Raw genomic sequence first — 10,000 nt, 5'->3', positions numbered from 1 at the left:
AGTCTTCTTTAAAACCACGGACTGAGATACCGGAAGTACGGCCGCCGACACGCTCACCGGACAAACCTGGTAAACGTGACAGAGATTCTGCGATAGAAGAATCTGGCAATTTACCTATATCTTCGGCTGAGATGGATTCCACAATAGAGGAGTTGCCCATTTTTTCCGCCTGAGCACGGATTAGAGAACCACGAATACCTTTAACTTCAATGACTTCTACCTTTTCAGCAGTTTTGTTTGCGTCCTGCGCCAATGCCAGACCTGAGCACAGAGCTGAGGAGACGGCTAAAGATAACAAAGCTGGTTTAAATATCTGTCTGTTCATATCCAATTATCCTGTTGTCAATTTATGGTGCATCGTTATGTTTTTATTATCTGTACAGTGTTCTATGCTTAAATTGCATTAATCATTCAGGGCTTTTTGGCCTTTGGTCCATAGTTTGATGACCATCTGGCAAACAAGCTTAATCGATTAAGTTGCTTCGTCATAAAAAAGCAACTGTCGGCTTTTCAGCTATAGAGTTGCTTTATTTAATCATTGGATGAACTTTTTTAATTCATCTCTTAATCGTTTTACTTCTGAATTTAACGGCTGTCAAGTCTGACCAGAAAATAATCAGCTAGAGGACAGATAAGACTGTAAAAAAATAACTGCGGATAAAAAACAACCGGGCTAAAAGCCCGGTTGTTTTGACTGGAGTTAAAACTAAACTCAGCTTAGTAATTTAGTCAGAGCACTAAAACCCTGGCGTATGGTTTCTACTCTATTGTCGGTTTGGTCGCGCTCCACAAAAGCGTGGCGTAAACCCGCAGCTTTGGCTTTAGCGAAAATAGGCTGAAAATCAATCACACCTTTGCCTACATCAGCAAAAGCTCCGGCTTTGTCCATGTCTTTGACATGCCAGAGTGGGAAGCGGCCTGGTTGGCGTGCTATTAAATCCAGTGGACTAAGGCCAGCTTTGACGACCCAGTATAAATCCAGCTCCATTTGCAGCAGTTTGGCGTCTGTTTCATTCAGCAGCACATCGTAAGGCACCTGGCCGGACAGCTTGATAAACTCAAAGTCGTGGTTGTGGTAGGTCAGTTGCATACCTGCGGCCTGAATTTTCTCGCCGGCTTTGTTTAAAAAGGCCGCTAAGGCTTTGTATTGATCTATGGTTTTCCGGTCTGTATCCATCAGGTAGGGCAACACCAGATACTTGTGGCCAACTATGAGCGCCTGCTCTATGACGTTATCCAGATCCTTCTGCATAACATCAAGCGGTACGTGGCAAGACGGAGAGCTTAGGCCTTCGCTATCCATAATTTTCTTCAGCTGAGTTGCACTTTGATCGTAATAACCGGCAAACTCAACCTGAGTGTAACCTACGCCAGCCACTAGTTTTAAGGTGTCAGCCACACTTTTTGCCATCAGATCACGCAGTGTATAGAGCTGTAACCCTGGTACTACTTTAGCTGGGCTGGCTGATGCTTTAGTTTGTGCAGATAATGGCAAAGACGCCATACCTAAACCTGCGACACCCAAACCCAGGGCACTGAGTTTCAGAAATTGTCTCCGCTGTTGATCCAGCAGTTCTGGTTTTTGTTCTAAGGTCGAATGGTCGTATGGCATAACTTGCTCCTGCTCTGGCTCTATGATTGAGGTCAGCCTCTCCCTGCCGGAGCAGGACCTGTGCTGGCACGTTGAATAAGGTCAAAAGGTAAAATGACTTTAGGCGCTTTACCCAAACGACCTTCAATTAAGTCCACTAATAAGGTCACAGCAGTGCTGCCAAACTCTTCTGCAGGCTGAGCTATGGTGGTCAGTGGTGGATCGGCAAAGGCTGCAAAAGAGATATCATCAAAGCCAGCTACCGAAATATCAGCAGGTACGCTGAAACCTGCTTGTTTAATGCCCTGAATAGCTCCTATCGCCATTTCGTCGTTTTCACAAAACATGGCTGTTGGTGGGTTGGGCAGAGCTAATAGTTCAGTCGCTGCTTTGTGGCCGGATTGCAAGGTGAAATCACCGGGGCAAAGCAGGCTTTCATCAAAAGCCACACCAGCAGCATTGAGTGCATCCCTGTATCCGGCCACTCTGTCACGGGTGAGTGGGCTACGGGCTGGGCCTTTAATCATGGCGATGCGTTTGTGGCCCAGCTCTAATAAATGTTCGGTCATGGCGCATGCTGCGGCTCTGTTATCCAGCAGCACAGTAGGACAGGCGATACGGTCTAATACTTCACAGGCATTGACCATAGGCAGCTGGCTGCCGGCCTTCATTTCCAGCGCAGCAAAAGGGTTATGAGCCCTGAGTTGAATTAAGCCATCTGCTTGTGAGGTATGCACCATACGGGCATAACTTTGTTCCATTTCCTCATCCGCCAGCGTATTACACAGCAGCAATGAATAGCCTTTGTCATGGGCTGCCTGCTGCATGCCGCTGATGACTCTGGCAAAAAATACGTTGGCTACAGTAGGCACCAGGACGACCAGATTACGGGTTTTACCCGAGCGAAATTTCACCGCCATCAGATTGGGTTTGTAACCCAGCTGTTTTACTGCTGTCAGCACTTTGGTTCTTGTCTTTAGCGACACCAATTCAGGTTGCTGCAAAGCTCTGGATACTGTGGCAACTGAGACAGCTGCCAGTTCGGCTACGTCACGAATAGTGGACATGGGCTTGTTTCACTTTAATAATTTGCTCCGGATTTTATCTGGATATTCAATAAGGTGCATCTGTTTGCCTGGTTGTTATCAAAGATTTTATTTTTGTCTGAGCTGTTGATGTAACCGATATCATTTATAAAGTAGTTTTATCTAAAAGTGAAGAAAGTTTTCGCGAAAAGCTCAGGCTTAATTAGTGCAAATGCTCTTATTTGGTGCGGCTCTTTTTGTACTTTGTGCAATTAAAGTGCGTTATTTGCGACAAACAACGGATTTTCTATTGACGAGTTAAAATGTAATCCGTTACATTTTTTGCAGCATCAATTTTTGATCTACAGTCACTATTTGTTTGTGTCTGTAAACCACAAGGAATCACCATGAGAACCCCAGGCAAAGAAAAGATTCGTATGGGTATGGTCGGCGGCGGTGAAGGAGCTTTTATCGGCGCCGTGCATCGTCATGCTGCAGCTTTGGATGGCCAGATTGAACTGGTCTGTGGCGCTTTCAGCCGGGACGCTGGCAATAATCAGCGGACTGGCGAGGACTTATGTCTGGATCCGGCTCGTGTATACAGCAGTTGGCAGGATTTGTTACAGCAAGAAGCAGCTTTACCGGCAGAGAAGCGGATGCAACTGTTAGTCGTAGTGACACCTAATCAGCTGCATGTGCCTATCAGCCGCGCTGCTATTGCCGCAGGTTTCCATGTGTTTTGTGAAAAACCCGCTGGTGTCACTTTAGCTGAAACTCAGCAGCTTGCTGTCGAGCTGATTGCCAGCAATGTCTTATATGGACTGGCGCACACTTATCTTGGTTACCCTATGGTGTGGCAGGCCAAAGAGCTGGTACAAAACGGTACTTTAGGCACTATCCGTAAGATTTTTGTTGAATATCCACAAGGCTGGCTGACAGATGATCTGGAAAGCAGTCAAAACAAACAAGCCAGCTGGCGCACCGATCCGGCTCAAGCCGGAGCCAGCGGTTGCATGGCAGATATAGGCACTCATGCTTTTGGTATGGCGGAATTTATCAGCGGTCAGCATATCACTGAACTATGTGCTGAACTCAAAAGCCACGTGCCTGGTCGGCGTTTGGATGATGATGGTGCCGCTTTATTTCGCACCGACGGCGGTGCAAGCGGTGTGTTGATGGCAAGTCAGATTTGTGCCGGTGAAGAAAACGCACTAAAGATCCGCATTTATGGTGATAAAGGTGGCTTGGAATGGCATCAAATGGAACCTAATACATTAGTGGTTAAACCTCATGGCGCTCCTGTGCAGGTATTGCGCGCCGGAGCAGGCCAGCCAGGTTTAGGCGCTGAAGCTTCCCGTCGTTGCCGTTTGCCTGCAGGTCACCCTGAAGGCTATCTGGAAGCTATGGGCAATTTATACCGTGATTTTGCATCAGCTATTCGCGCTGGCGAACGTGGTACTCCGACTGGTGTACCTGGCATTAAAGCCGGTATGCGGGGCATGGCATTTATTGAAACTGTCAGTAGCAGTCAGCACAGCAATGAAAAATGGCTGTCTGTTCCTGCGATAGATTGAGCCAGCATAAAGCGCTTAGGCAGAGTTCCACTTTTTGATTAGCCAGCATGCTGGCTCAAGGATTACAGATGAGTAAAATGAAAGGCCCGGCCATATTTCTGGCTCAGTTTATGGGCGACCAAGCCCCTTTCAACCACGTGGTTAGCATGGCCAAATGGTCGGCAGATTTAGGTTACAAAGGCATTCAGGTGCCGACCAATAACCCGGCTTTTTTTGATCTGGAGTTAGCTGCCACCAGTCAGGCTTATTGTGACGATATTCAGGCGCAGTGCCGCGCTGCTGGTGTTGAAATCACCGAATTATCTACCCATTTGCAAGGCCAGTTGGTCGCTGTGCATCCGGCCTATGACGAGTTGTTTGATAACTTTGCGCCAGAAGCCTTGCGCGGCAAACCTGCAGAGCGCACAGAGTGGGCTATCCAACAATTAAAACTGGCCGCTAAAGCTAGTCAGAATTTAGGCTTAAATGCTCATGTGACTTTTTCCGGCGCTTTACTCTGGCATTTAGTCTACCCCTGGCCGCAAAGACCTGCTGGTTTGGTGGAGCAGGGTTTTGCTGAATTGGCCAAACGCTGGTTGCCTATTCTTGACGCTTATGACGAGGCAGGGGTGGATCTCTGTTATGAAATTCACCCTGGTGAAGATTTACATGACGGCGCTACCTTCGAAATGTTTTTAGCAGCCACCAACAACCATCCTCGTGCCAATATTTTATTCGACCCAAGCCACTTTGTGCTGCAGCAGCTGGATTATCTGGATTTTATCGACCGTTACCACAGCAGAATCAAAATGTTTCATGTCAAAGATGCCGAATTCCGTCCTAATGGCCGCAGTGGTGTCTACGGTGGATATCAGGATTGGGTGAACAGACCGGGCCGTTTCCGTTCTTTGGGTGACGGCCAGGTTGATTTTAAAAGTATTTTCAGCAAGTTAACTCAGTACGGATTTGAGGGCTGGGCCGTGCTGGAATGGGAATGTTGTTTAAAAGATTCAACACAGGGCGCGCGGGAAGGTGCTCCATTTATCGCGTCTCACCTGATTGAAAAAGCCAGCAGAGCCTTTGATGACTTTGCCGGAGCAAAAACAGACGAGGCGCGTAACCGTCGGATCTTAGGGTTAAAACCGTAAACGCATAATAAAAATTAAGACATCATTATTTACCCAAAATCATTGATGATGTTGGCAGAAGGCAACAGTACTACTCTCCGGACCTCAGTTCTTGTGTGCTCCGGGGAATAGTGATGCCTGAGTCGGCAGCTTGAGGGACTAAGGGTAAAATATCAACGGGGAAGACGAATAGAATGAACAGCATAAAAATACGCTTGTGCAGCATGATGTTTTTACAGTTTTTTATCTGGGGTGGCTGGTTTGTCACTTTGGGTACTTTTTTAAGTCAAAACCTGCAGGCGACAGGCCCACAAACAGGTATGGCTTTTTCAACTCAGTCCTGGGGCGCCATTATCGCGCCTTTTATTGTCGGCTTAATAGCCGACCGCTTTTTTAACGCTGAACGTTTACTGGGGATTTTGCATTTAGCAGGTGCAGTACTGATGTACCTGATGTATCAGGCCACAGATTTTACCAGCTTCTACCCACTGGTTTTAGGCTACATGCTGGCCTATATGCCAACGCTGGCGCTGGTAAACTCAGTGTCTTTTGGTCAGTTAAAACAACCTGAACTGGAGTTTGGTCAAATCCGGGTTTGGGGCACTATCGGCTGGATAGCTGCAGGTTTAGTCATCAGTTATGCCTTTGGCTGGGATGCTCAGCAAGCCATTGCAGAGGGCGCATTGAAGAATACCTTCCTGATGTGTGCCGCAGCGTCACTGCTGCTAGGTGTCTACAGTTTTACTTTACCAGCCACTCCACCAGCTGGTCGTGGTCAAGAGCTGAAATTAGGTGAATTGCTCGGACTGGATGCGTTAGCTCTGCTAAAAGACCGCAATTTCGCCTTGTTCTTTGTAGCTTCAGTGTTGATTTGTATTCCACTGGCTTTTTATTACCAGAATGCCAACCCATTCCTGACCGGAATAGGCGTTGAAAATGCCACAGGTAAAATGACCTTAGGCCAGGTATCTGAAGTGTTGTTTATGCTGGCTTTACCTGTCTTTCTGAATCGTTTTGGTATTCGCTGGACCTTGTTATTGGGTATGGCCGCCTGGGTATTACGTTATGTGCTGTTTGCTTATGGCGATGCAGGGCAGGGCGTCTGGTTGCTGGTGGTTGGGATAGCGCTGCACGGTATTTGCTATGACTTCTTTTTTGTTTCGGGCCAGATTTATACCAACAGCAAAGCAGGTGTAAAAATCCGCAGTGCAGCTCAGGGCCTGATCACATTGGCGACTTATGGTGTAGGTATGTTGATAGGCTTTAGTGTGGCTGGTCAAATTACTCAGGCTTACACCAGTGCTGAAGCCACAGACTGGACTTCTATCTGGTTATTCCCTGCTGCTTTTGCCGGAGTGGTGCTGGTGCTGTTTGCGCTGATTTTCAAAAATGAGCCACTACAGCAAACAGAGGATAAACAACCATGAAGCCGCAATTGCCGCGCCGGGAGCTGTTAAAACAGCTGGCTGCTGGTGCTATTGGCGCTTCAGTACTGGGCTCAGCTTTGTTGGTGTCAGGTGCTGCAACTGCGGCATCTGGCGGTGCGCTTAAAGGCAATATCCGCCATTCTGTCAGCCGCTGGACTTATGGTGATTTATCCATAGAAGAGCTGTGCTTACTGGTGAAGTCTTTGGGGTTTTCTGCCATAGATTTAGTCGGACCTGAAGATTGGCCTGTGCTGAAAAAACATGGCATAGACAGCTCTATGTGCAATGGCGCCGAGCTGAATCTGGTCGATGGCTGGTCCGATCCGAAGTTTCATCCGGAGCTGATTAAACGCTACTTAAAACACATCGATCTGGTGGCCGAAGCGGGCTATACAAACCTGATCTGTTTTAGCGGCAACGCCCGTGGTATGGACAGAGAAACAGCATTGCAAAACGCTGTGGCTGGTTTAAAACAGATTTTACCTCATGCGGAAAAACGTGGGGTGGTGCTGCAAATGGAGCTGTTTAACAGCAAGGTGGACCACCCTGATTATCTGGCAGACAGTTCGGCCTGGGGCATAGAGCTATGTAAACGCCTGAACTCGCCGAACTTTAAGTTGTTGTATGACATCTACCATATGCAGATTATGGAAGGTGACATTATCCGCACTATCAAAGATAACCATCAGTATTTTGGCCACTATCATACGGCTGGCGTGCCGGGCCGCCATGAAATTGATGACTCGCAGGAGCTGAATTATGTCGCTATAGCAAAAGCTATCCGTGACATAGGTTTTACCGGCTATCTGGCGCAGGAATTTGTACCAACACCTAAAACCAAACAAGGCAGGGCGCAGTCACTGGCTCAGGCTATTCGTATTTGTGACGTTTAAACCGGGACAAAGCGGCCTGACTGCTTTGCCAAAAATAATGAAAACAGGGTATGTAGCCAAAGTCATCCCGATATGACTGGTACAAAACCCGCCCAACAGGGGACAACAAGATGACAGTTGCGCAGAATCATTACGACGCCATAGTGGTCGGGTCTGGCATTAGCGGTGGCTGGGCCGCCAAAGAGCTGACCGAAAAAGGCCTGAAAGTTTTATTGTTAGAACGTGGCCGTGATATCGAACATATCAAAGGCTACACCAATGCCTTTAAAGAAGCCTGGGATTATCCGCATCGCGACAAAGCGACAGAGAAGATGAAGAACATGCATCCGGTGCTGAAGCGGGAATATACGCTGAATGAAAGCACCTACGGCATGTGGGCCCGTGAGGATGAATCACCTTATGTTGAGATTAAACGTTTTGACTGGTTCCGTGGTTACCATATGGGTGGACGCTCTTTGTTATGGGGCCGCCAGAGTTACCGTTTAAACGAAGCAGATTTTGAAGCCAACTTAAAAGAGGGCATAGCAGTCGACTGGCCTATACGTTATAAGGATCTGGCGCCCTGGTATGACTATGTCGAACGTTTTGCTGGTATTTCAGGCAATCGTGACGGTCTGGATGTATTACCTGATGGTCAGTACCTACCTGCTTTCCCATTGAATGTGGTCGAGCAATCTGTCTCAGAACGACTGAAAAAAGCCTTTGGTGGCAGCCGTCATTTGATCTGTGGCCGTACAGCCAACATTTCTCAACCCAAACCTGAACAAAACCGCGTTAATTGCCAATACCGCAATAAATGCTGGTTAGGTTGCCCTTTTGGTGCTTATTTCAGTACTCAGTCTTCTACTTTGCCTGTGGCGATGAAAACCGGCAATTTAACAGTGCGTCCATTTTCTATCGTCACCCAAGTGTTGTATGACAAAGACAAAAAACGCGCCCGTGGTGTGGAAGTGCTGGACAGCGAAACCATGCAGACTTACGAGTTCACCAGCAAAATCGTGTTCCTGAATGCCTCAGCCTTTAACTCCACCTGGGTGCTGATGAACTCAGCCACGGATATCTGGGAAGGTGGTTTGGGCAGCAGCAGCGGTGAGCTGGGCCACAACGTGATGGACCACCACTTAAATGCCGGTGCTTTTGGTGAAATCGAAGGTTTTGACGACAAATACTATTTTGGCCGTCGTCCTACAGGTTTTTATATCCCACGCTTCCGTAACTGGGGCGGTGATAAACGTGATTATTTACGTGGTTTTGGTTATCAGGGCGCAGCCAGTCGTCAGGGCTGGCAAAGAAACGTGGCTGAGATGGGCATAGGTGCCGATCTGAAAAACGCTTTAGCTGAACCTGGTACCTGGACTATAGGTATGAGTGGTTTTGGTGAGATTTTACCGGATCACAGCAATAAAATTTCGCTAGACCGTACTGTCAAAGACAAATGGGGTTTACCAGTGCTGGCGATGGACGCTGAACTGAAAGCCAACGAAATCAAGATGCGTAAAGATATGATGCAGGATGGTATCGATATCCTTACCGCTGGCGGCGCTAAAAACGTTCAGGGTTTTAATGGTGAATGCCATCCGGGCAAAGGTATCCATGAAATGGGCACTGCACGTATGGGACGCGACCCTAAAACTTCGGTATTGAATGGCTTTAACCAGGTGTGGGATGCACCCAACGTCTTTATCACAGATGGGGCTGCTATGACCTCAGCGTCTTGTGTGAACCCGTCTTTAACCTATATGGCGCTGACAGCCCGTGCTGCGGCTTATGCTGTAGACGCGCTGAAAAAAGGAGACCTGTAATATGGACAGACGTGACCTTTTGAAAATGATAGCGGCCGCAACCGGTATGGCTATGGTTGGCGGCGATTTATGGGCAGCAGATCAGAAATCCGCGGATGCGGGTAAAGCACTGTTTACCCAGACAGATATCGCCTTTTTGGATGAAATTGCCGAAACTATTTTGCCAAAAACCGACACGCCAGGTGCCAAAGATGCGGGCTGTGGTGCTGCAATGGCGGTGATGGTGGCTGATTGTTACGATTTGCCGCAACAAACTATCTTTTTTGAAGGCTTAAAAAGCATTAAAGCCTTAGCGAAAAAGCAGTTTGGCAAAGACTTTATGCAACTGACTGCGGCGCAGAAACATGAATTACTGTCGAAGCTGGATCAGGAAGCCAAACAAGCTTCAGGCCCGGCACCTCATTATTTTATCTTGGTAAAACAGCTGACACTGATGGTGTTTTTCACCTCTAAAGTCGGAGCCACTGAAGTGCTGCGTTATGTCGCAGTACCGGGCCGTTATGACGGCAATATGCCGTATAAAAAAGGCGATCGCGCCTGGGCGACCTGATCCGGCTTCGCTTTTTCCTGTGTTTAATCAGG

Annotated in this window: 9 protein-coding genes; 6 read left to right on the top strand and 3 right to left on the bottom strand. The window is 47.8% G+C overall.

Annotation, left to right across the window (positions count from 1 at the left end; translation table 11 throughout):
* The 3 genes from LDL40_RS08630 to LDL40_RS08620 all read right to left on the bottom strand — a co-directional run.
* Positions 1-325: TonB-dependent receptor plug domain-containing protein (locus LDL40_RS08630; RefSeq protein WP_300994872.1), on the bottom strand; the 325-nt coding region annotated here is incomplete at its 3' end.
* A gap of 387 nt (positions 326-712) precedes the next feature.
* A complete protein-coding gene (locus LDL40_RS08625) occupies positions 713-1,612 on the bottom strand; it encodes a sugar phosphate isomerase/epimerase (RefSeq protein ID WP_300994871.1) in 900 nt (299 codons plus the stop codon).
* A gap of 32 nt (positions 1,613-1,644) precedes the next feature.
* Positions 1,645-2,658, bottom strand: coding sequence for a LacI family DNA-binding transcriptional regulator (locus tag LDL40_RS08620; protein ID WP_300994870.1), 1,014 nt, complete (start codon positions 2,656-2,658; stop codon positions 1,645-1,647).
* A 365-nt stretch (positions 2,659-3,023) separates the two neighbouring features.
* On the opposite strand from LDL40_RS08620, the gene LDL40_RS08615 reads away from it, so the two are divergent.
* From LDL40_RS08615 to LDL40_RS08590, 6 genes are all read left to right on the top strand, one after another.
* Complete coding sequence (locus tag LDL40_RS08615; protein WP_300994869.1) at positions 3,024-4,190, top strand: Gfo/Idh/MocA family protein; 1,167 nt, start codon at positions 3,024-3,026, stop codon at positions 4,188-4,190.
* 68 nt (positions 4,191-4,258) lie between these two features.
* A complete protein-coding gene (locus LDL40_RS08610; protein WP_300994868.1) occupies positions 4,259-5,317 on the top strand; it encodes a sugar phosphate isomerase/epimerase in 1,059 nt (352 codons plus the stop codon).
* Between the two features lie 173 nt (positions 5,318-5,490).
* Positions 5,491-6,723 (top strand): nucleoside permease, encoded by a 1,233-nt coding sequence (locus LDL40_RS08605; protein ID WP_300994867.1) that lies wholly within the window; start codon positions 5,491-5,493, stop codon positions 6,721-6,723.
* The gene (locus LDL40_RS08600; protein WP_300994866.1) at positions 6,720-7,616 is read left to right on the top strand and encodes a TIM barrel protein; all 897 of its coding nucleotides are present in this window, start codon (positions 6,720-6,722) and stop codon (positions 7,614-7,616) included. Before LDL40_RS08605 ends, LDL40_RS08600 begins: the two co-directional genes overlap by 4 nt.
* 110 nt (positions 7,617-7,726) lie before the next feature.
* Positions 7,727-9,418, top strand: coding sequence for a GMC oxidoreductase (locus LDL40_RS08595; protein ID WP_300994865.1), 1,692 nt, complete (start codon positions 7,727-7,729; stop codon positions 9,416-9,418).
* Between the two features lies 1 nt (position 9,419).
* Positions 9,420-9,968 (top strand): gluconate 2-dehydrogenase subunit 3 family protein, encoded by a 549-nt coding sequence (locus LDL40_RS08590; protein ID WP_300994864.1) that lies wholly within the window; start codon positions 9,420-9,422, stop codon positions 9,966-9,968.
* Positions 9,969-10,000 lie beyond the last annotated feature (32 nt).

Origin of the sequence: Rheinheimera sp. (assembly GCF_020217005.1) — a bacterium.
In the GTDB taxonomy this organism is placed as follows: Bacteria; Pseudomonadota; Gammaproteobacteria; order Enterobacterales; family Alteromonadaceae; genus Pararheinheimera.
This window is presented reverse-complemented; position numbering and strand designations above follow the sequence as displayed.